Origin of the sequence: Paenibacillus sp. FSL R5-0407, assembly GCF_038009185.1 — a bacterium.
In the GTDB taxonomy this organism is placed as follows: Bacteria; Bacillota; Bacilli; order Paenibacillales; family Paenibacillaceae; genus Fontibacillus; species Fontibacillus vini.
Map to the genome: position 1 here is coordinate 1,041,782 of NZ_JBBPAX010000001.1, position 20,168 is coordinate 1,061,949.

The 20,168-nt window shown below is 40.9% G+C and carries 22 protein-coding genes, 1 pseudogene and 1 other annotated feature; of the genes and pseudogenes, 21 read left to right on the forward strand and 2 right to left on the reverse strand.

The features are described from left to right. The first annotated feature begins 28 nt into the window (after positions 1-28). From NYE70_RS05035 to NYE70_RS05060, 6 genes are all read left to right on the forward strand, one after another. A complete protein-coding gene (locus NYE70_RS05035) occupies positions 29-424 on the forward strand; it encodes an Imm10 family immunity protein (protein WP_211020502.1) in 396 nt (131 codons plus the stop codon). Continuing rightward, positions 408-974 (forward strand): hypothetical protein, encoded by a 567-nt coding sequence (locus NYE70_RS05040; protein ID WP_341045234.1) that lies wholly within the window; start codon positions 408-410, stop codon positions 972-974. The genes NYE70_RS05035 and NYE70_RS05040 overlap by 17 nt, the downstream gene beginning before the upstream one ends. Beyond that, positions 931-1,515 (forward strand): hypothetical protein, encoded by a 585-nt coding sequence (locus tag NYE70_RS05045; protein WP_341045235.1) that lies wholly within the window; start codon positions 931-933, stop codon positions 1,513-1,515. Before NYE70_RS05040 ends, NYE70_RS05045 begins: the two co-directional genes overlap by 44 nt. Before the next feature lie 13 nt (positions 1,516-1,528). Next, complete coding sequence (locus NYE70_RS05050) at positions 1,529-2,422, forward strand: ADP-ribosylglycohydrolase family protein (RefSeq protein ID WP_341045236.1); 894 nt, start codon at positions 1,529-1,531, stop codon at positions 2,420-2,422. Further along, positions 2,419-2,898, forward strand: coding sequence for a hypothetical protein (locus NYE70_RS05055; RefSeq protein WP_341045238.1), 480 nt, complete (start codon positions 2,419-2,421; stop codon positions 2,896-2,898). The genes NYE70_RS05050 and NYE70_RS05055 overlap by 4 nt, the downstream gene beginning before the upstream one ends. Positions 2,899-3,307: 409 nt before the next feature. Then, positions 3,308-3,712 carry a hypothetical protein gene (locus tag NYE70_RS05060; protein WP_341045240.1) on the forward strand — a complete coding sequence of 135 codons (405 nt, stop codon included), beginning with the start codon at positions 3,308-3,310 and terminating at the stop codon, positions 3,710-3,712. 60 nt (positions 3,713-3,772) lie between these two features. Here the strand turns inward: NYE70_RS05060 and NYE70_RS05065 are convergent, their stop codons facing one another. Then, positions 3,773-4,204, reverse strand: a complete 432-nt coding sequence (locus tag NYE70_RS05065) for a hypothetical protein (RefSeq protein WP_341045242.1) — start codon at positions 4,202-4,204, stop codon at positions 3,773-3,775. Positions 4,205-4,664: 460 nt separating this feature from the next. On the opposite strand from NYE70_RS05065, the gene NYE70_RS05070 reads away from it, so the two are divergent. The 8 genes and pseudogenes from NYE70_RS05070 (at position 4,665) to NYE70_RS05105 (ending at position 12,418) form a co-directional block, all read left to right on the forward strand. After that, the gene (locus NYE70_RS05070) at positions 4,665-4,877 is read left to right on the forward strand and encodes an XRE family transcriptional regulator (protein WP_341045244.1); all 213 of its coding nucleotides are present in this window, start codon (positions 4,665-4,667) and stop codon (positions 4,875-4,877) included. Positions 4,878-4,936: 59 nt separating this feature from the next. Then, the gene (locus NYE70_RS05075) at positions 4,937-5,257 is read left to right on the forward strand and encodes an ArsR/SmtB family transcription factor (RefSeq protein ID WP_211020508.1); all 321 of its coding nucleotides are present in this window, start codon (positions 4,937-4,939) and stop codon (positions 5,255-5,257) included. 211 nt (positions 5,258-5,468) lie between these two features. Continuing rightward, entirely contained in the window at positions 5,469-6,530 is a 1,062-nt protein-coding gene (arsB, locus tag NYE70_RS05080; protein ID WP_341045245.1) for an ACR3 family arsenite efflux transporter, read from the forward strand. Between the two features lie 16 nt (positions 6,531-6,546). Then, positions 6,547-6,966, forward strand: coding sequence for an arsenate reductase (thioredoxin) (gene arsC / locus NYE70_RS05085; RefSeq protein ID WP_341045246.1), 420 nt, complete (start codon positions 6,547-6,549; stop codon positions 6,964-6,966). A 349-nt stretch (positions 6,967-7,315) separates the two neighbouring features. Next, the gene (locus NYE70_RS05090; RefSeq protein ID WP_341045247.1) at positions 7,316-7,621 is read left to right on the forward strand and encodes an ArsR/SmtB family transcription factor; all 306 of its coding nucleotides are present in this window, start codon (positions 7,316-7,318) and stop codon (positions 7,619-7,621) included. A gap of 56 nt (positions 7,622-7,677) precedes the next feature. After that, the gene (locus NYE70_RS05095) at positions 7,678-9,045 is read left to right on the forward strand and encodes an MATE family efflux transporter (RefSeq protein WP_341045248.1); all 1,368 of its coding nucleotides are present in this window, start codon (positions 7,678-7,680) and stop codon (positions 9,043-9,045) included. Between the two features lie 24 nt (positions 9,046-9,069). Next, positions 9,070-11,403 (forward strand): bifunctional glutamate--cysteine ligase GshA/glutathione synthetase GshB, encoded by a 2,334-nt coding sequence (gshAB, locus tag NYE70_RS05100; RefSeq protein ID WP_341045249.1) that lies wholly within the window; start codon positions 9,070-9,072, stop codon positions 11,401-11,403. 104 nt (positions 11,404-11,507) lie between these two features. After that, positions 11,508-12,418, forward strand: a pseudogene (locus tag NYE70_RS05105) (suppressor of fused domain protein). 103 nt (positions 12,419-12,521) lie between these two features. On the opposite strand, the gene NYE70_RS05110 reads toward NYE70_RS05105, so the two are convergent. Beyond that, positions 12,522-12,977 carry a hypothetical protein gene (locus tag NYE70_RS05110; RefSeq protein ID WP_213655212.1) on the reverse strand — a complete coding sequence of 152 codons (456 nt, stop codon included), beginning with the start codon at positions 12,975-12,977 and terminating at the stop codon, positions 12,522-12,524. Between the two features lie 115 nt (positions 12,978-13,092). Between NYE70_RS05110 and NYE70_RS05115 the strand changes: the two genes are divergently transcribed. The 7 genes from NYE70_RS05115 to tnpA all read left to right on the forward strand — a co-directional run bounded on the left by NYE70_RS05115 (position 13,093) and on the right by tnpA (position 20,084). Continuing rightward, a complete protein-coding gene (locus NYE70_RS05115) occupies positions 13,093-13,320 on the forward strand; it encodes a hypothetical protein (RefSeq protein WP_213655211.1) in 228 nt (75 codons plus the stop codon). A 524-nt stretch (positions 13,321-13,844) separates the two neighbouring features. Further along, positions 13,845-14,723 carry an EamA family transporter RarD gene (gene rarD, locus NYE70_RS05120; protein ID WP_213655210.1) on the forward strand — a complete coding sequence of 293 codons (879 nt, stop codon included), beginning with the start codon at positions 13,845-13,847 and terminating at the stop codon, positions 14,721-14,723. A 445-nt stretch (positions 14,724-15,168) separates the two neighbouring features. Further along, positions 15,169-15,735, forward strand: a complete 567-nt coding sequence (locus NYE70_RS05125; RefSeq protein ID WP_213655209.1) for an NAD(P)H-dependent oxidoreductase — start codon at positions 15,169-15,171, stop codon at positions 15,733-15,735. A gap of 117 nt (positions 15,736-15,852) precedes the next feature. Next, positions 15,853-16,374: a TetR/AcrR family transcriptional regulator gene (locus NYE70_RS05130; RefSeq protein WP_213655208.1), complete on the forward strand. Its 522-nt coding sequence runs from the start codon at positions 15,853-15,855 to the stop codon at positions 16,372-16,374. Between the two features lie 187 nt (positions 16,375-16,561). Continuing rightward, positions 16,562-16,796: a binding site (T-box leader), on the forward strand. A gap of 153 nt (positions 16,797-16,949) precedes the next feature. Continuing rightward, the gene (locus NYE70_RS05135; RefSeq protein WP_341045250.1) at positions 16,950-17,816 is read left to right on the forward strand and encodes a GNAT family N-acetyltransferase; all 867 of its coding nucleotides are present in this window, start codon (positions 16,950-16,952) and stop codon (positions 17,814-17,816) included. Between the two features lie 117 nt (positions 17,817-17,933). After that, entirely contained in the window at positions 17,934-19,331 is a 1,398-nt protein-coding gene (locus NYE70_RS05140) for a catalase (protein ID WP_213655206.1), read from the forward strand. Positions 19,332-19,610: 279 nt separating this feature from the next. Further along, positions 19,611-20,084, forward strand: a complete 474-nt coding sequence (gene tnpA / locus NYE70_RS05145; protein ID WP_213656720.1) for an IS200/IS605 family transposase — start codon at positions 19,611-19,613, stop codon at positions 20,082-20,084. Positions 20,085-20,168: the final 84 nt, after the last annotated feature.

Consider the following 20,168-nt stretch of genomic DNA (forward strand, 5'->3'; position numbering starts at 1 on the left):
GAATTCATCAATGAGAAAGGAGTAATAAATGTCAATCTTACTAAAAGCATCATTTGTATATTGTGGTATTGAGGATGAGACTATACTAATTGGATTTGCAGATGATGAATTTGAAACCAAAGAATATGTTTTATTTCAAAAATCTTTATATATAGAGGACAACCCCCTCCTAAATAAAATTCATATTACGCTTAATAGTGAAAATAGATCCCAGTACGGGGGGATATTAAGGATCGTACTTCGTCGAAAATTAATTTCTATCTTTTTATCGGAAGAGACCGCAAGATCACTTGGTGTAAATGATTCAATAGACATTGAATATGATATCGATGAAAAAGGGTATAACTCCTTAATAAGTCATTTTAATAGGTTAAATGCCGATCAAGAGATTGAAATTGAGGTAAATTATGATCTACAAATTTAACGAAGTGCTGAATGACCTTATCAATTATTTCATTGTCGGGGATATTTTGCGGCTGGAAAGCTGGAAACAAGCCCATAGTCTTTCAGATGATTTAGCAATGGAGTTTACAACAAACGAGAGCGGCGATCAGGTTGTGCTTGATGGTATTATCCTTCCCATGGTAGGGATTGAGAACTATCCATATACCATTATATTTAATCTTTCCGGGGATACCCCGGAATTGTTGAAAACAGACAGTCGTTTGCAATTCAGACGTGACGGCTATTCGCTTCAAGTTGAAAACAACATCCTCATGCTGTTTACTTGGCGAATATTAGAACAATTCACGAACGAACGAGTCCAAGCTTTACTTCACCATTACCGCCAAAACAATAAGCCAATGATTGAAATTGAAAACGGCTGGTACAGCATAGAGATATTAGGCGGGGAAACTTTGCAGGATTCCTATTATGAACCCACATTTGAGTTTGTTTTGCGAAAGACAGAAAGTAAGGGGTCAGCTGAATTTGATATCCATTCAGATTTTAGGATTGAAAGTTCCACCTACTAAAGCAGAATTTTCTCATCGGATTGGAGTGACTGTTTTGAAATATTTAAAAGATATCCAGGAGCCTGGAATGGGAACCTGGTATTTTGAAATTGATGACAACGGTGTAGCATACAGACAGATGGTTTATCAGGATGACGATAGCTGTATCACATCGAATCGAAGACATGATCACTATCATTTCATGCTGGCAGAACATCCACTAGATGCGCAGGAACCCTTTTACAAGGAAATAAGCCAGGCGGAATTCGAGGAACTATGGCACGAGCAGCTTCAGCTCGGTATGGAAGACTGGCATCGAACCCAAAGTCTGTTTCCGGTTGGAACTCGGGTGGAAGGGTGTATAGAAGCCTTTTTTCCACAAGGTACCTTGATTAACTTACTGGAACCTAGGGCTGTCGGTATAACGGACACATCCGCTCTGAAATCTGTAACCCCTGCTGAGTTGATGTATCCACGCTCTCGTGTGATCGCCGAAGTTTCCGGATACGATGAAGTAAATCAGTGGGTACTTCTTACCCGTGCTGAAGTTATGGGAAGTTGAAGGAGGGATTGGAATGGACAATAAGTTACTGGACCGCATCAAGGGCGGGATGTATGGTGTCGCTGTAGGAGACGCTCTTGGCGGAACAACCGAGTTTATGAACGAACGGGAGATTAAGGCCCAGTATGGCTATTTGACGGAAATCATCGGCGGCGGGGTATGGAACCTGGAACCGGGAGAAGTAACCGATGATACGATGATGACGCTTTGCGTAGCCGACGGGATCCTCGAAAATCCGGAGGACCTTCGGGAAGCGATCGGGCATTATTTTATGGAATGGTACCAATCCCGGCCTAAAGATATCGGAAACATCATTCGCCATGTTTTTGAAAAATATCAAGGAGACTGGTTTGAAGCCGCTTTTATTGCTCACATGGACATGGGACAAAGCGGCGGGAATGGTTCGCTCATGCGATGCCTGCCGGTGGCGCTGGCTTATGAGGAGCTGGCTGACGTTGAACGAGTGACGACCATGCAGTCCAGAATGACGCATTATGATCCCAGATGTGTCGGAGTCTGCGTCATGTACAACCGAATCGCTCACCGTCTACTGCAAGGGGAGGATTTAAGAACGTCAATAAAGGCAGAGGTTGCAAGAAGTGAATACGAAGAACATTTAGAAGCGCTGCCGGATTGTCCGCCAAGCGGTTTCATCGTACATACTTTTCGATGGGTGCTGCATATTTTGCTTCATACAACCAGTTTCGAAGAAGTCGTACAGAAAGCGGCTAATTTAGGGGGAGACTCTGATACGATCGGTGCCATTGCCGGCGGGTTGGCAGGTATTTATTATGGCTACGAAGGAATTCCAGATCGATATGCTAATGCGATTCTCATTAAAGACAGACTTGACCAAACGATTTCGCAATTATATGAAATGAGAACTTCATTTGGGGGAGTATCATGAATATATCCACAATTCAAAAAAAGTTAGAAGATTTGAGTGAAATTCAATACGAAGTTCATATTGGTAGCTCCAATGTAGTCAATTATCTCAAAATTATGGTACTTAAGTTTATTGGGGAGTATGGATTTGGTTCAGCAGGTAATTCAGACGCAATCTATATGAGAGCCATGGGTGAAGCAGTTTTAGAAGCTTGGAATCCAGGCGGACTAATCATAGATTTAAGTGAATTGTCCTACGAGTGGGGAGATCGACTGGAAGATGTATTTTATATTGGCAGCTACAAGTACAGGGATAAACCATTTCCTATTGCATTAATTGTTGGGGATAAATCTGAGGAAGCGGTTAGAACCCTAATTGTAGGGATTAATAGCAATAAAGCTTTAAATGAAATTGGTTGGGTATTTAGGGACCTTTCGAGTGCTTGGGAATACGTAGAATCAAAATTAAAAGAGTATGATTTACAGAAACTGTTATAAAAAAAGTGGTGGGGGATTTATGATCCAAGATCCAATCTCAGAGCTGATCCATTTACTTCAATTACAACTAGATGAACCAGAAACCTCCTCTACAAGGGTTCAAATCAAATCTTTAACTGGAATGAGTGGTTTTTTGGATGCAGTCGGTCTTGTTTGCGATCACTGTGGAGATGTATTGTTTAGATCGTATTATGATGAAATCGAAATCCTCAGATGTAGTTGTTCAGGAGGGTACAGATCGGACTGCAAAAATTGTAATGATAAACCTTCGAAACTTATTAAAGAAATCTCCCCGTATGAATACTTTCTGAATCATAACGATATCCGAGGATTGACGGTTTAAACCTAATGGTTCAATAAGATAAAGAGAAGTTTAAGTCGTCAAGATAAAGGAAGTGGCATCAGCACAATGACAAATCGAAACCTGTTGATTAAATTCAATAGATTCTCCATTAATGAAGTTTTGGCGGAATGGGAAAAAGCCGATAAATCAAAAGAGGTAATAGTATTGGAATCCGCAACTTCGGATTGGTCTATAGAAGTGGACGGGATCCAAAATATTTCACACCAAGCATTTGAAACTTTTTTTTCTAAACTGGTCGAATTTGATAATGAGGTGCAGCTTTTTTGTAAAGAAGCTTATGAAAAAAGTAATTACGGAATAGAAAATTATATGGTGACCCTCGAATGGATTTCAATTCATGAAAACTCTATCACAATGGGGTATTGGGGAGAACATGTAAACGTGGAATTAAGAGCCGTTATAAAATACGAAAATGGTATGTGGAAGCAGAAAGAGATCTATTATCAGTAGCGCACTATGAAGTTCTGTTCGGATTTTGGCCAAGAGGTTTACGAGTCCCGCCATGCCTGACTACAAATAAATACTCTTTGCTTCCTCGTTGAAATAATCAGTTATCTTTTTATACTTGGTTATGTCGATACGACGTTGCCGTAGAATCTTCTGAATAAAGATGGCATCGGTAAAAATGGTATTGATGATTTTTTCGCAAAAGGACGGAGTATGGTTGAAGTAATCCACCAGCTCATTAAGTTCATCAAAGTTAAAGAAAAGGATATAGGTGACATAATTCTGTAACAGCATTCTAAAGCAATGATCTTGATAAGGGCTAGGTCGCTTAACAGATAAACAATCCTCCATTATGTTAAAAACCTCTGATTTATTTTCCAGATTCTTATATATCAGTTGATCAACGTTGTTGATGAGCTGTAATACATCCTCCAAACCTTCTTCCGGCGGCATGGCCAGCTTGGATTTTCCCTCGATAGTTCTTAGCAGCTCCATCGTTAAACTTTTGCACAAAACGATTTCCCGAGGTGAAATGCCGATCTGATCCTTATACTTGTCGAAATGGTCTCGGTAGTAATCATGAAATTCAGATAAATAGTGTTCCACCCTGATCCCAGTGCTCGTATGAATTAAGCCCTGCTCACGAAATGAAAAGGAGTAGAGGGTTTCCTCATTAACCGGATGCGTATCTTTTATAGATGGCTTTCATGCAGGGAAATTTGTTGAGCATATACAGAAACAGCTATATAATTGCTAAATTTACGGATGTAGTAACTCGTGGATAAACTGAAGATTGCAATATAAGAAACGGTGGAGAGACGTATGGGGAACTTCATCGTTAGTTATGAAGTATATTCATGCCGGCAATGGACAAAGCTTTAGGTTAAGTTTCCTATATGGGAGGTCAGCGCTTCATGAAATTCGAACTTGGACGTGCTTACTGAATGAACGATTAATGGAATCCGGAAAGTCAGCGGAATGTCTGGCAAAAGACTTACTAATAAAACCGGAACGAGTTTACGACTTTATTGAAAACAAAAGAGTGATGCCGCTCAAAATGGCCATATCGATTGCCGATTCCATTGGTTGTGAAATTCGTGACCTTTATGAGCTAATTCCGAACGATAACGATGACTCAATTGAAATAGGCGCGAATTGTATAAAATAATGAGGTTATATTATAATACAATTATATAAGCATATAATTACTTAATTGGAGGTGACCAGATGGATACATTGGACACTATGGCAGAGACATTTAAACTTCTTAGCGATAAAACAAGACTTACCATTCTTTCGTTACTAAAAGAGAGAGAATTATGCGTCTGTAATATTGTAGATATGCTGCAAATGTCTCAACCAAGTATAAGTCAGCACCTTCGTAAAATGAAAGCTGGGGGACTGGTGAGTGAAAGTCGAAGAGGTAAGTGGACTTACTATGCCTTAACAATCGATGATAAGCCATTTGTAAATGAAATTCTTAGTCACATACCATCCCAATCTTCTAAAATTGAATGGCTTGATAATCAGGAATCAGTTTGCGATTAATGTTGCTTTATACGCATTAAATTGGTCCAAAATTTAATTACTCGTCTAAGATCCCCGTCGTTTTTCGAACGGGGCTTATATGTCGTTAAGGATGCAATGATGAATCGTTGATGAAAATTACATAAACATATAATTATTTAATTATATAATAATGTATGTATAATTTAATTATAATGCAACAATGATACTGAATGATGGGGAGCGTAGCGAAATGAGTCAAGGATCAACAAAAAGGTTATCCTTTCTGGATCGTTATTTGACTTTTTGGATTTTTGGAGCCATGGGTGTTGGCCTGATACTGGGTACTTTAATTCCTAATTTCTCCGAAGTTTTATCTAAAATGCAGGTCGGAACAACCTCAATCCCAATAGCCATCGGACTAATCGTAATGATGTATCCACCTCTAGCTAAAGTAAAGTACGAAAAACTAGGGCGAGTTTTCAAGGATTGGAAAGTTCTTTTGCTGTCCCTAGTCCAAAACTGGATTATTGGACCGATTTTAATGTTTTTGTTAGCCATTCTTTTTTTGAGTGATATGCCTGAATATATGATCGGATTGATCATGATCGGTCTTGCGAGATGTATTGCAATGGTACTGGTATGGAGTGACTTAGCAAAAGGGGATCCTGAATATACTGCAGGTCTTGTCGCTTTTAATTCCATCTTTCAAATTTTGTTTTACTCTGTATTTACTTATGTTTTTATTACCGTCCTACCTGGGTGGTTCGGTGTTCAAGGCGCTGAAGTGGATATATCCATGGGGCAAATAGCCGAAAGTGTTTTGATTTATCTGGGTATTCCTTTTCTTGCCGGATTGTTGTCGCGAATTATAGGTATCAAAGTCAAGGGAAAAGAGTGGTATGAGAAGGTGTTCATTCCAAAAATCAGCCCATTAGCCTTAATTGCATTGTTATTTACTATCGTCTTAATGTTTTCACTTAAAGCTGATCTGATTATTACCTTGCCACTTGATGTCGTTAGAATAGCAATTCCCATGGTCATATATTTTGTCGTGATGTTTTTGTTGTCATTCTTGATATCAAAAAAATCAGGTACATCTTATCCGGTAGCTTCGTCTCTGTCATTTACCGCAGCTAGTAATAACTTTGAACTAGCAATTGCAGTTGCGATTGGCGTGTTTGGATTGGAATCAGGTGTAGCATTTGCCGCGGTTATTGGGCCCTTAGTTGAAGTTCCAGTCTTAATCGCACTGGTTAATGTTTCGCTACGTATCAAAAGAAAATATTTTGATTCTTCATTATCAGGAGAATAAAGGAGACTAGATGACAATGGAAAAAAAGACGATTTATTTCTTATGCACAGGAAACTCATGCCGCAGCCAAATGGCCGAAGGATGGGCAAAAAAACACTTAGGAGACAACTGGAATATCTATAGCGCTGGCATTGAAGCCCATGGGCTGAATCCGAATGCCGTCAAAGCTATGAATGAAGTAGGGATAGATATTTCCCAACAAACATCCGATATAATCGACCACCAAATACTAAACAGTGCAGATTTAGTAGTTACCTTGTGTGGGGATGCGGCAGATAAATGTCCAATTTCTCCTCCAACCGTGCGTCGTGAACATTGGGGATTTGATGATCCGGCAAAAGCACAAGGAACGGATACTGAAAAATGGGCTGTATTTCAAAATGTCCGGGATCAAATTGGAGAACGCATCAAAAAGTTTGCCGAAACTGGTGAGTAAGCATTTGCTAAGCCGAGAATCATTCTTCTCGGCTTAGTTATCAGCCAGAGAAAGTACAGTGGCAAAAAAATGGAGTGAGTAACAACCAAAAGGTTTATTTTCATTGTTCCGGAGGACGCAACCGTACCAGAACTTCGCTCTTAAATTGCAATAAAACCTGAAATGCGAGGGGCACTAAGAACAATTTATCCAAAAAGTCCTTAGATTCATTATCTTTTAACTAATAGAGCTCCCTACTTCGGGAGGCTCTTTCTGATCCATCAAAAAAAATTGATGATTGACGTTGTTTTTCAAATCCGTTACAATTTACCCATCAAATAAAATTGATTTGTATAAGAAGGTGAAATCATTGAACCAATCAACAATTGATGATGCAATACTTAGTAAATATGAGCAAAAATTTAAGGCTCTTTCCGATAAGAATCGGTTAAAAATAATCCATGAATTAAATAATAAGGGGAAGGTTTGCGTTTGTGAATTGACTGACCTTCTTGATTTGCCTCAATCCAAGCTTTCGTATCATTTGAAAATGCTATTAGATGCAGAGTTGATTCTAATGGAACGAATCGGTAAGTGGAATTACTATGAATTAAACAATAATGAAATTCGAGATTTAATTTCTGGAAAGCTCTGTTGTGTATTTATCCAACAATAAATATTCTGTTTTTTTAACTTATACATCAAAATATTTTGATGTGATGAGATGTTTTTATGAATAAGGAGATGCAAATTAAAGGAATGCTAAATTTAACGGAAGGCCCCATTACGCCTGTACTGATGAAATTATCCCTTCCCATCATTGCTACCAATTTTATATCAACAACTTATGGACTTGTAGATATGATCTGGGTCGGAAAATTGGGAAGTGGCCCGGTAGCAGCGGTAGGAACCGCTAATTTTTATGTGAACTTAGCTGTAGCAATATCTACGATGATAACGATCGGAACAGGGGTAAAAGTCGCGCATAGTATTGGCGAGAAGCAGTCTGATCGGGCCAAAACATATATTAAAAACGGATTTCTAATATCAGCATTAGTCGGGATCGTTTATATGTTGTTTATTATCATGACTAAAGCTAAGCTTATTGGCTATTTTGAGTTGGCGGATGCTGAAATAGAGAGGATGGCCACTAAGTTTTTAGTAATTTCGATGATTGGGAATCTATTCAATTTGTTTAATCTGCTATTTAGTACAGTCATGAACTCACTCGGAGACAGTAAAAGACCATTTCGAATTTTTACTGTCGGGTTTCTAATAAACATGATACTTGATCCATTATTCATCTTTGGTTTTGGATCGTTCGATGGACTAGGTGTTAGTGGAGCTGCACTGGCCACGGTATTAGCAAATATGACTGTAACTTTGCTTTTTATTTATAAAACAAAAAACAATGAATTTTTCTCAAGATATACAAAGGTTGATAAGGCAAGTATGAAAGAGGTATTGAAGTTGGGATTACCTGTTTCAATACAGAGAGTTACTTTTACCGTTATTTCCATTATCATAGCTAAAATAATTGTAAACTGGGGCCCTGATGCCATAGCAGTTCAAAGGGTGGGAATTCAAATCGAATCTATATCTTATATGACGATCGGAGGACTCCAAGGGGCTGTAGCAGCCTTCTTTGGCCAAAATTTTGGAGCGCGACAGATAACACGAATAAAAGATGGTTATCACATCTCTTTTTTACTAACAACTGTCTTTGGCATGTTAATTTCACTCATGTTTATCATATTCCCGAAAGAATTTTTCTCAATATTCTTAGATGATCCATCCAGTCTTAAGTTGGGTGCTGATTACATGAAGATCATTGGATACTCCCAAGTCTTTATGTGTATGGAATTAATGACTGTAGGAGCGTTTAACGGAGTAGGAAAAACCTATGTACCTCCAATTTTTAGTATTATATTGACCGGGCTTCGCATCCCTCTAGCCATCGTTTTGTCAGGACCCTTCGGGTTGAATGGGGTTTGGCTATCTATTGCAATAACAAGCATCCTTAAAGGAATTATCCTCGTGGGGTGGTTTAAAGGATATCTAAGTAAAATGTCTTCAAAATTACTTAATCAAGCTGTTTAAAATGAGTGAAAGAAGGGTCCGGAGATGGCTTCATTAAATCAGGAATTTATGAACTTGATCATCGAGCAACATTTGAATAGTGATATTCTTAAAGGTCAATTTGGGTTAGAAAAGGAGAACGTAAGAGTTGACCAAGACGGCAACCTTGCCTTAACCCCTCACCCTGCGGTGTTTGGCGACAAAAACGAAAATCCTTACATCAAAACCGACTTTTCTGAAAGCCAAGTTGAACTGATTACTCCGCCATTTAATACTATAGAAGAAGCGTTCTCTTTCCTTGAAGCGCTACAAGATATTGTTACTCAGGAATTGACGGATGAATATTTATGGCCCAGCAGCAATCCGCCGGCATTGCCTTGCGAAGAAGAAATTCCTATCGCTCATATGAACGATCCGTTCGAAGACCAATACCGAATCGAGTTAGCTAAAAAATATGGCCGAAAAAGACAATTGCTCAGCGGGATTCATTTCAATTTTTCGTTTGATGATGGATTTCTACGAAAGTTATATGAAGTATCCAAAAGCCATGATGAATTCAAGACGTTCAAAGATCAATTATATCTAAAAGTAGCGAGAAATACGTTGAAATACCGCTGGCTGCTCATTTTTCTAACAGGCGCTAGCCCGGTATTCAGTAAGTCTTACATTGAACAATGCGTATCCTTAAGCGATCATTTAGATACCGAGAGCCGTTTTTTTCCTAATATGAATTCACTTCGAAACAGTGTGTGCGGATATCGGAACGAAAAACCGTACTATGTTTCATTTAACTCCATTCATGAATATATTCAGGATCTGCAATATTTGGTTCAATCCAAGGATCTGCTGAGTGCGAAAGAGTATTATAGTCCCGTTCGAATCAAGTCGGCAAAAGGGGATAATCAACTGCAAAGCCTTCTTGAAAACGGAATTGATTATCTTGAACTTCGCATGTTCGATCTAAATCCACTTTATAAAAATGGGATAAGTCTTCAATCCATGAAATTCATTCACTTATTCCTGATATATATGTTGCTTAAAGAAGATGAGCCGTTTAACAAGGAAGAACAACTCCAGGCGAATCTCAATGTGGATACCCTTATGATCCAGGGGATTTACGGTAAATGGTGCGGGAGCGATTCTTCAGCAACAATGCAGGAAAAGGCGCTGGAACTCCTTAATAACATGCAAGAAATGATGAAGACGATATTTCCGGAAAGTCAGCAACAAATCGATTTGATCGAGGATCAAAGAAAAGTTATATTCAATCCTGATCTTGGTTTTGCGTCTATCTTGAAATCTGAAATCAATGGGTCAAATTTCTTGCAATATCATCTAACTAAAGCTAAGGAATATGCAAAACAAAGCATAGAAACAGGATATAAGTTTGCCGGATTTGAAGACTTGGAACTGTCAACACAGTTATTATTAAAAGCAGCGGTCAAACGTGGAATCCGTTTTGAGATCATGGATCGCGATGAAAACTTCATCCTTCTGCAAAAAGAAGACCATAAGGAGTACGTTAAGCAAGCAACCAAGACTTCGTTAGACTCGTACAGTACAGTACTGATTATGGAAAATAAAATTGTTACTAAACAAGTTTTGAGGGGGCAAGGGATTCAAGTACCTGAAGGTACTTCATACCGAAATATTGACGATGCAATTCATGATTATGAAATGTACCGAGAGAAACAAATTGTAATAAAACCAAAGTCGACAAACTTCGGACTTGGCATCACGATTTTCACTAACCAGTTCACTAAGGAAGATTTCGAGCAAGCATTTAAAATAGCGTTTGAACATGATCGAACCGTACTGCTTGAAGAATTCGTGACGGGGAAGGAGTATCGATTCCTGGTCATGGGTAATGAAGTCGTCGGTATTCTACATCGGGTACCTGCTAACATCATTGGTGACGGAATCCATACAATCGAGCAGTTAATCCATGATAAGAACAAAGATCCGTTAAGAGGGAAGGGATATAAAACTCCACTTGAAAAGATTCAGTTAGGCGAAGCCGAGAAGATGTTTTTAAAAAATCAATCCAAGAGTCTTATCGATGTTCCTGACAAAGGAGAGACCGTGTATTTAAGAGAAAACTCCAATATTAGTACCGGTGGGGACAGCATTGATTTTACGGACGAAATCGATGCAAGTTATAAGCGGATCGCAGTTCTCGCCGCCAAGGCTTCCGGTGCTACATTTTGTGGCGTAGACATGATGATAAAAGATATTAACGTTGAAGCAACGGATCAGAATTACAGCATCATCGAGATTAATTTTAATCCGGCCATTCACATTCATTGTTACCCACATCAAGGTGTTAATCGAAAAGCGGATGATAAAATACTCGATTTGCTTTTCGGAAATAGATCGTAAGTTATGCCACCGACATTAAATCGGTGGCTATTTTATTTATATTGTTAAATTTTAAGATAATAGATTTAGGTGGATTTAATACAAGACGAGATTGAGGGATAATCATGAGCGAAGAAAACACGACAGGATGGGATGCAATTGAAGAAGCGGTAACAAAACTATACGGGGAACAGAAACCGAAGCATTATATTAACTCACTTCCTTATTTTCTTGGAGGTCAAGATCCCTTAGCTGGTCTAAGTGCTTATAAAGCGGAAAAGCCTCTACCGCACTGGCATATTGTAACCTTTGGTTTCTCCGAGCTCTATGAGAAGGAATCGAAAGATCTTAACTTTAGCGGTTATGGATTTGAACTTACTTTTCGCGTTGTCCGCGGTAAGGACGAGGAGGAGCCTCCGGCATGGGCGATAAACCTGCTTCAAAATATGGCGCGATATGTATTTAACAGCGGTAATATATTTTCTGCAGGTGATTTTTTTGATGCAAATGGACCTATATGTTTGGGAGCCTTGAAGCCGCAGAAGAAGAACTTCCGGGTTATATTACGGATTTATCCCGTAATTCTGTTCTCCAAGTTCCAGCTGTTTAGGAAAGTGTTCAAGTAGGAATAGATCGTGATGGATCGGGCACCGGATTTTTATTTGTGGATCAATTGGCATGGGAATCGGGGAAGAGTGGTATCTTCAGTAAGAAGCCGTCTGTACTCACATTAGGAGCGAAGCAAGCCGGTACGATTGGAAAGCTGCTGCACGGCCGTTTGCTTAAAGGTAAAGATTTGATTCTTATGAGCAGAGAGTTATGCATAACCTTAGTGACCGCTTCATCGACCGGTTTTGAAATAGACGAGAACAAGATCACTGTGAAACTTGATGAAACGGTTGTCAACGAGCTGATACACAAACTTCAGTCGAAAGAAGGAGAACTTACTTTGTCTTCTAATAAAAGTATAATTCTACGAGTCCTCAAAACATACATCAAGGATCAAGATGGAAATGTGGTATCTACAATCGGATAAAAAAACGATCGATATGATTAACAATTCTAAAAATAACAAGGAAAAAAAGCCCACTTTGAAAGTGAGCCTTTTTCCTTGTTAGTCTTGGACTTGATTCGCAATACTATATTGTCACTGACGAATCTGTTAGTTCGAAATACCATTCTAGAAAAGAGTTAAAGCTTTTCCATTGCGAATTCAATTTTCCGGCAAAAAAATCTTCTAACTGCTGACCCAATCCTAAGCCTAACACTTCGTCTGTGTACTTATTATAGAAAAAGCCGAACTCCCCTTCAAAATTATCCAAAGGAATATATTCTTCAGGTAATTTTAAAACCGCGTGAGTTCGCTCCATGCCTAACCTATAATCTGAAGAGTTGACCATAAACCAACAAATCTGATAGATTTCACGTCGTCTATGAATGAAAGTCGGCCCGTCCTCTGCATGCAAATAGAATGCAGCAAAATCTGATTCCAAATCGATGCCTAACTTTATTAAAGCATTTTTATACTCTTCTAATATGTCTTCAAACCACCAGTTTTTGCTTTTACAGTAATTGACTACTTTTTCTGATAGCATCTCGACGGCTCCTCCGATATAAAAATAATATGACACCTAGGGGAAGGATTTTATTACAGAGAATAATAGACAACTTGTCTTCATTTATCTTAATTGGAAAAGAGGTTTAAAATCAATGAACAATAGCTTTGTTATTTGGGGGACAGTGTTATTAATCCTGAGTTTGTTTCTCCATCCACTATTGGCGATTGTGGGGCTGGATGAAAGTTTGTTCGGATTGCATTTGCAAGGTGAAACTTTGTTTTCACTGAGTCCATTCTTAGTGCGGATTATTCTGGCAGTAATTGGGATTATCATGCTGATCATCGGCGGTATGCAAGTTGCAAAGCAGAAGAATAAATAGTTGAAAAATATTAGCCGTCGAATGGGATATGGACAGTTAAGTGAATTCGCATCGGACGTCGAAGCTTATCGAATTATTACTACGGATGATCGTAAAATATTTCATCCCGAACGTACTGATGAAGTCTACCTGAGCAAATTAACCTTTGATCAGGTATTTAACCATCCAACTGTTATTGGAGACAGATAAGAAACGTGCAATAAAAAGCAGTGCACACGATATCGAGCATATGAGCTATACCAGCGGGGACGGATCTTTTTGTCACCATGGATAAAAAGTTAATGGACCGTTGAATGTTAATTTATCAAATACTCGGTATTAGCACTGACGTTATGGACTGGGACCAATATAAGAATTACTTAGATTCCTTGGTTCGTAATAAAAGTCCTGAACATTATTAATAGATGTTATTCCAATAAAAAATCTGTAGGATTTGTCCGGTAAAAATATGAATCTCTTTACTTAGACAATGATCGAGGCGTATAATCCGTTAAGACATCGAAGTGAGAAGAGGGAATGTGATTATGAATAACGGATTGATCAATGCTATTATCGCGTATATCATGTGGGGGATTCTCCCGCTTTATTGGAAGTTGTTTAACGATGTGCCAGCAGGCGAGATTCTGTCGCATCGGGTTGTCTGGTCGTTCGTCTTTATGGGGATTCTCGTCGCAATCCAGCGACGCTGGGGTGACATGAAGCGGATTGCGTCTAGCCGCTCGCTCCTGCTGTCGCTCACCGCCAGCGGACTGCTGATCGCTGCCAATTGGCTCATCTTCATTTGGGCTGTCAACAACGACCATGTCGTCGAGACAAGTCTCGGCTATTATTTGAACCCGTTACTGAACGTGCTGCTTGCGGTTGTCTTCCTTCGTGAGAAGCCAAACCGTGGCCAATGGCTCGCGATTGCCATCGCCGGCGCCGCGGTGCTCATCATCGCCATCGACTACGGAAGATTCCCGTGGATCTCGATCTCACTAGCCGCAACGTTTGGCTTGTACGGCCTCGCGAAGAAGAAAATCGGACAAGACGCTTCTGTAGGCTTGCTGTCGGAGACGGCTGTAGTCCTGCCAATTGCACTCGGCTACTGGATCTACTTGGCCGCCGCGGGAAGGACGACGGCATGGACGCTACCTGCGTCCACATTCATTGAACTGCTTCTATCAGGCGTAGTAACAGCGCTGCCGCTGCTTTTCTTCGCGCGAGCGGCAGCCCGGATGTCTCTGTCCACGCTCGGCTTCGTACAATACATCGGGCCGACGATCATGCTGTTACTGAGCGTTTTCGTGTTCAAGGAATCGGTCTCGCCGGTTCTTCTCATCGGCTTTGCACTTATCTGGACAGCGCTTGTCGTATACGCCGCGGCATCGGTTCGCGCCACGAAACTCGCGAAGGCGAGCTGAGGGTAAGCAAGAGGTAAGCAAGTTCGTCAGTATCGACATATCAGCCATTTCCGCCCACTGGGGAGGAGGTGGCTGTTTTCTTTTTGAGGTCAAACTAACTAAATGGCTAACTTGAAAATACGTTCTGATGGAATATGGGTTGCATTATTGGAAAAGATAACATACAATATCAACATGTTAGTGATTGATCAATCACTAACTGATTGTAGAGACTACCTCACCTTGAATAAGGTCAAACGATTCCCTTTGATCCTTGTTGTGGACCATTCATTTTTTTCACTGACTCAGGTTTACTGATGTTATCCGTTAAGAACGCATCAATGGAGAAAAGTGTTTTAACCATAAATTAAGGTTGAGGCTCACTACAGATTATCATTATCAATAATTGTGATTGATCAATCAATAACCAATTTACTAAGCTTGCAAATTGAAAGGAGACATCCCTATGAACCATTTGATTGTGTATGCCCATCCGAGAAAAGAAAGCTTTAACCATGCCATTCTAGAGACCACAGTCCGTAGCCTTCAGGAAAAAGGGCATGAAGTGGTCGTGCGCGATTTGTACGCGATGGAGTTTCAAGCCGTCATCAGTAGCAGTGAAATTTTGGGTGGAATCGGCGAGGACATTGAACAGGAGCAAGAATATTTGAAGTGGGCGGACGTCATCACTTTCATCTATCCAATATGGTGGACCGGATTACCTGCTATCGTCAAAGGCTATATTGAGCGTGTCTTTACTTACGGATTTGCCTACCGTTACGTGAATGGGGAGCAGAAGGGATTGCTGAAGGGCAAAAAAGTCGCCATTATTAACACGCAAGGGAAATCGCATGACCAGTATGCAGCCATTGGCATGGATAAGGCGCTACTATTAACTTCCGATAAAGGCATCTTTGAATATTGCGGCTTAGAAGTTTTGCACCATATATTTTTCGAGTCTGTACCGAGCTCGGACGAGATGACACGAACGGCTTGGTTGAAGCAGCTCGAGGAGTTAATAGGTAAAGCGTAAGTAATAGTATTATTGACTGACGCTAGTTTCACCAATTGTGCACGTTGAATTGATTCTTCGTCCTTAGTATAATAGTCTTTTATTGACCAATTCACCTTCGACAGGGAGGAACATAAAATGGGAAAATCCGAAACTACAGCGGTCAATCGAAAAGCGGATATTGTTTCCGCAGCGATCGAAGTATTCTCGGAATTAGGCTATTACCGGGCGACGACAGCACAGGTGGCGAAAAGGGCGAACATCTCCCAGCCTTATGTGTTCCGATTCTTCGCGACAAAGGAGCAGCTACTGTTGACAGCGATTGAGGTGTCCTGGACTCGGGTCATTGAATCGTTCCGTAAAATAGTGGAGACGGCGCCTTCCGAAACGCTTGAGCAGCTATTAATCCAAGAGTACGAGGGCATTCAGATGAAACACCAAAATGAGATGTTTTTGCAGTTACAAGCGCAGTGCATTCGGGAGGAAGCCATTCAAGAGGCGATGCGTGAAGGGTTTAAACAAGTACGAGAGATGGTCCTTAAGGCTTTTTACAACGCCGGCATAGCAAACCCCGAAGAGCGCACCATGCTGTTCCTTGCCCGTGGAATGCTGTGCAATGTCGCAGTGGCTATCGAAATGCCGGAATTGATGAAACGTTGAGGCAGAAATTAGTTTTAGATGATTAATAATTCCTAGTTAGTGATTGATCGATTAATTCTAGGTATACGGATTATGGTAAAGAACTGGTTCAATTATATTCGGCAGCAATATACCCTAGGAGCTGTTGTTATTTGAGTTATTGATAGAATATTGCGCATATCTATATATTTAACTTAATTATTAATTACCAAATGCGATGAAGAGGACAAGTAGATCCGGAAACGCCGTTCAGAGAACTGCCGGTTGGTGCGAGGCAGCGGATATCCGAATCAAAAAATCACCTCAGAGCTGGCCCCCGAATTATAGTAGATGGGCCCGGGATTCTACCGTTACAAAGAAGCATCGTTGTTGGACGATGGCTAAGAGGGCGTTTATTATAAACGTCAATCAGGGTGGTAACGCGGAGCAGCTCCGTCCCTTAATGGGATGGGGCTTTTTTGCGTCTTCATAAATGTAATATTTAATTGGGGGGTTATCGAATGAGAAAATTGATCTTTGGGTAGGAATTAGTGCAGTTCAACAGGCTTGGTTAAATTTCAGAAGTAAACTCTAGAGAATGAAAGGGTGATATTGCAATGCAATTCAAGTTGTATTCGAATGTGCATGAATTTTACAATGATACCTACGATGTGCTGATGCGTCATGAAGCACAAAATTTGATTCCTCTTGGCAATATCATAATTGGGCATGAAGGAAAAGACAAAACAGACTGGCGTGACCCTGTAAATTGGCTTATGGCAACTATTTCGGATGCAAACGGCATACAACTTACCGCCATAATGACACCGCCACACAACATTACGCTTTATGCAACAGACAACATAATTAACCCGGAAGCTATAAACTGTCTGATAGATCGGATGAAGGACCGTGAAATTCCAGGTGTGATAACGGAAAAAACCTTGGCAGAGTATTTTGCCAAAGATTATACCTTGCGTAAGGGAATAACCTTTAAAACAACCATGAGCCAACGTATATATGAACTTACGGCAGTAAACCCGCACATTCCAAAGGTTGGTATCGTTCGATTGCTGGATGAAAAGGATATTCACTTTTTCCCATACTGGGCTGAAGCATTTTATGCAGCGGGGAGTTATGGCAAAACAGAAATGTCCATCCCGCAACATGCAGACCCATACCTCTACCGAATAGCATCGAAAAAACTCTATATTTTAGAGGACAACGGGATACCCGTTTCTATGGCAGGATATACAAGGGAAATGCAGACGGCTATTGGCGTTGCGTTTGTATATACTCCTCCATATGAGCGCAGGAAGGGTTACGCTACTTCAATTGTGGCGCAAATAAGCCAACTTGCATTGGATAGAGGATTTACTAAGTGCGTCTTATATACGGACTTAGCAAATCCCACATCAAATAGCATCTATCAAAAGATAGGCTATATGCCGATTTGCGATTCGCTCCAGCTAAAATTTGAATAGTAGAATGATGCGGACAGAATGCACATTGACTCATTTCGGTACAATTTGACATGCTGTCATAACCGTACGTAGCCATGCATATATATCCCCGTGAATGTAGGTATGGGAGGCGGATCAATGGACGGTAACAAAGCTAACAATCAGGCAAACGGTCGAAGCTGGCAGGGAGGCAATGCTCAATCACAATGGAATGCAAAGCAGTCGCCGGAACACCATTCGCAGACGGTAGGGGAACGGGGACCGATTCTGGAACAGGACAGCATGCTGCATGAAACGCTTGAAACCTTTGTCCACGAAAAGATTTTAGAGCGTCCGGTCCACGTGAAGGGGTTTGGTGCCTTGGGTTATTTTGAAACCCTTCACTCGATGGCCAATTATACGAACCTGTGCTTTTTGCAGCAGCCGGGACAAAGGGTACCTGTTACAGTTCGTTTCTCATTTGCGGTCAGTAACAAAGGGACACCAGATACATCCCGTAATGTGCGTGGTTTCTCGACGAAATTTTATACCGAGCATGGCGTCTTTGATCTGCTCTGTAATCATATCCCTGTGTTCCTCGTACGAGACCCGATCCGGTTCCCTGAGTCAATTCATGCTTTTCTACCATCACCGGTCAACAATCTCATCGATCCGAATCGATTTTGGGGTTTCATTGCTACAGCACCAGAGGCAACCCATTTCGTTGTACGTCTATATTCGGACGAAGGGACGCTCAAAAGTTTCCGCCATATGCCAGGACACAGTGTTAACACCTATGTTTGGAAAAATGCACAGAACGCCCGTTTCTACGTCAAATATCACTGGATTCCGTTGGCTGGGGAGCAATATATCGATGCGCAAGAAGCGGCTCGCTTGGCCTGCGAGAACCCGGATTATTCGGGTAAAGATCTGTATGACACGATTGCTAAAGGCACACCCGTCCAATACGGGCTATATGTGCAGTTGATGAACCCACAGGATGAGGCAACGCTGTCGTTCGATCCGCTGGATGACACGAAAGTGTGGGATGTGCGTCAATACCCGCTGCTGCCAGTTGGTCGACTCGTATTGGATAAGAACCCCACTAATTATCAGGAGCAGGTCGAGAAGCTGGCATTCTCCCCGTCAAATCTTCTGGATGGTGCCGAGCTGTCCGATGATAAAATGCTGCAAGGCCGCAGTAATATTTATTGGGATTCACAGCGGCATCGCCTTGGATCGGATTTCCGCAAAATTCCGATTAACCATCAAGCAAACTGGTCACCGACTGATCAGGTAACGAGCGGGGCAGGGCGCTATGTTGCCGGCCGGCTCGTTCGATCCGAAATACCGAAGGCCGATAATTTCACGCAAGCGGGACAATTCTACCAATCACTCACACAGGTTCAGCAGGATCATCTTGTTCAGAACCTCGCCGGTGATTTATCGGCGGCTTCTCCAGAGATACAGAGGGTTGTGTTAGGCTATTTATACCAGGCTGATGCAACATTAGCCGAAAGGGTAGCACTTCAGATCGCCGCATCGAACAAGGGATGATTCACGAAATCACATGAAGTAGAAGGAGAAGGAGGTCAACCAATCAAAATAGATGATAACTGTTACGCCTCCGCAATTCATTGTGGGACAAGAACATTATCCCCATCATAGTCGCTAATTTAGCGGCTTTTTTGTTACGGCTTTAGCCAGTTGAGCTCGCGAAGCGTGCGAAACAAAAAACCACCCGCTATGCGGGTGGAGGGATCGAAGGTTTGACCACCAAGACCATTCCGATAAAATTGAGATGTTCAGGCTCAACAATGAAAGGAATGGTCTTAAATGGCAAACAAGAGCTATAGTCTAGCTCACACGAAGTGGATGTGCAAATACCACATTGTGTTCACCCCGAAGTATAGACGGAAAGAGATCTATAATCAAGTAAGGAAAGACTTAATCGAAATTTTCAAACGTTTATGTAAATACAAGGGGGTAGAAATAATAGAAGGCCACATGATGCCAGATCATGTACATATGTTAGTAGCGATACCCCCAAAAATCTCAGTATCTTCATTTATGGGATATCTGAAGGGAAAAAGCTCGCTGATGATATTTGAGAAGCATGCCAGCTTGAAGTATAAATATGGAAACCGGAAATTTTGGGCAGAGGGATACTACGTCAGCACAGTAGGCTTGAATGAGGCCACTGTCGCTAAATATATACGTGAGCAAGAAGCACATGACCAAGCAATGGATAAACTGAGTGTGAAAGAGTATGAGGATCCATTCAGCAGAAACAGTAACAAGAAGAAGTAAACCAGTTTAACTGGTAAGTGAAAGTGACAAAAACACTGAGCCTGAACAATTTTATTGTCAGGCTAGCGTCTTTAGGCGCAGTTT

Bases quoted from the DNA above. Each gene is read 5' to 3' on its own strand.
- NYE70_RS05065 (WP_341045242.1), bottom strand. From the start codon at position 4,204: ATGGAGCTGCTAAGAACTATCGAGGGAAAATCCAAGCTGGCCATGCCG.
- NYE70_RS05130 (WP_213655208.1), top strand. From the start codon at position 15,853: ATGGGAAAATCCGAAACTACAGCGGTCAATCGAAAAGCGGATATTGTT.
- NYE70_RS05075 (WP_211020508.1), top strand. From the start codon at position 4,937: ATGGATACATTGGACACTATGGCAGAGACATTTAAACTTCTTAGCGAT.
- NYE70_RS05070 (WP_341045244.1), top strand. From the start codon at position 4,665: ATGGAATCCGGAAAGTCAGCGGAATGTCTGGCAAAAGACTTACTAATA.
- gshAB (WP_341045249.1), top strand. From the start codon at position 9,070: ATGGCTTCATTAAATCAGGAATTTATGAACTTGATCATCGAGCAACAT.
- NYE70_RS05060 (WP_341045240.1), top strand. From the start codon at position 3,308: ATGACAAATCGAAACCTGTTGATTAAATTCAATAGATTCTCCATTAAT.
- NYE70_RS05125 (WP_213655209.1), top strand. From the start codon at position 15,169: ATGAACCATTTGATTGTGTATGCCCATCCGAGAAAAGAAAGCTTTAAC.
- NYE70_RS05040 (WP_341045234.1), top strand. From the start codon at position 408: ATGATCTACAAATTTAACGAAGTGCTGAATGACCTTATCAATTATTTC.
- arsC (WP_341045246.1), top strand. From the start codon at position 6,547: ATGGAAAAAAAGACGATTTATTTCTTATGCACAGGAAACTCATGCCGC.
- NYE70_RS05140 (WP_213655206.1), top strand. From the start codon at position 17,934: ATGGACGGTAACAAAGCTAACAATCAGGCAAACGGTCGAAGCTGGCAG.
- NYE70_RS05055 (WP_341045238.1), top strand. From the start codon at position 2,419: ATGAATATATCCACAATTCAAAAAAAGTTAGAAGATTTGAGTGAAATT.
- arsB (WP_341045245.1), top strand. From the start codon at position 5,469: ATGAGTCAAGGATCAACAAAAAGGTTATCCTTTCTGGATCGTTATTTG.
- rarD (WP_213655210.1), top strand. From the start codon at position 13,845: ATGAATAACGGATTGATCAATGCTATTATCGCGTATATCATGTGGGGG.
- NYE70_RS05135 (WP_341045250.1), top strand. From the start codon at position 16,950: ATGCAATTCAAGTTGTATTCGAATGTGCATGAATTTTACAATGATACC.
- NYE70_RS05110 (WP_213655212.1), bottom strand. From the start codon at position 12,977: ATGCTATCAGAAAAAGTAGTCAATTACTGTAAAAGCAAAAACTGGTGG.
- NYE70_RS05050 (WP_341045236.1), top strand. From the start codon at position 1,529: ATGGACAATAAGTTACTGGACCGCATCAAGGGCGGGATGTATGGTGTC.
- NYE70_RS05095 (WP_341045248.1), top strand. From the start codon at position 7,678: ATGAATAAGGAGATGCAAATTAAAGGAATGCTAAATTTAACGGAAGGC.
- NYE70_RS05115 (WP_213655211.1), top strand. From the start codon at position 13,093: ATGAACAATAGCTTTGTTATTTGGGGGACAGTGTTATTAATCCTGAGT.
- tnpA (WP_213656720.1), top strand. From the start codon at position 19,611: ATGGCAAACAAGAGCTATAGTCTAGCTCACACGAAGTGGATGTGCAAA.
- NYE70_RS05035 (WP_211020502.1), top strand. From the start codon at position 29: ATGTCAATCTTACTAAAAGCATCATTTGTATATTGTGGTATTGAGGAT.